This window comes from Bacteroidia bacterium (genome assembly GCA_025056095.1).
GTDB lineage: Bacteria > Bacteroidota > Bacteroidia > JANWVE01 > JANWVE01 > JANWVE01.
Map to the genome: position 1 here is coordinate 1 of JANWVW010000383.1, position 618 is coordinate 618.

Consider the following 618-nt stretch of genomic DNA (forward strand, 5'->3'; position numbering starts at 1 on the left):
CCTTCCCTTACAATGTTCTCCTTTCGTATGTTTGCCCCTCTTAACTCAATATCCACGCGTTCCCAATATATTTTGATGTTCTCTTCTTTTCTCGAAACTTCATGCCTTGTGCGTTCTTTATACGTTTTTTCATAGGGTGAAAAGTCTTTTTCCTCCTCTTCCTCTATCTTCAAGGTTTGTAGGGTAATGCCCCTTTCAGTAATCCACAGATTAAGGTTAGGGGCTTCGGCTTTGAATAAGACAAATGATACAGGATTACCTTTGATATCCATCATTTGTCCTCTGTTTTCCAAGAAGCCACTTTCGTTCTTTTTGCTCAACCATTCTTTAGCTTGTCGTTTTTTGACAGCGTCTTTAACATCATCAGCGTAGAGGAAGTAGCTCCACAGAGGAACTAACAAGATACACATAAGAATAGGTCCTGTTTTCATAGTTTTTATTTTAATTTAATTTCAAAGATATGTTATGTTTTTTAACCAGTCAAGATCAAAGATTATTTTTTTTTTGTATGCATGTAAGTTATTGAAAATGACTTTTATTTTTTGCGTGAGGCATGCGAAGGGCGTGCGTCAGCACGGTGCGGAGCGAAGCGTAGCACCGAAGCGATAGCGTAGCCCG

1 protein-coding gene is annotated in these 618 nt (G+C 38.8%); it reads right to left on the reverse strand.

Features of this window, described 5'->3' with window-relative positions; genetic code table 11:
- Nucleotides 1–431, reverse strand: a 431-nt coding sequence (locus NZ519_14115; protein MCS7029887.1) for a hypothetical protein, incomplete at its 3' end; no start/stop codon positions are given.
- Nucleotides 432–618: the final 187 nt, after the last annotated feature.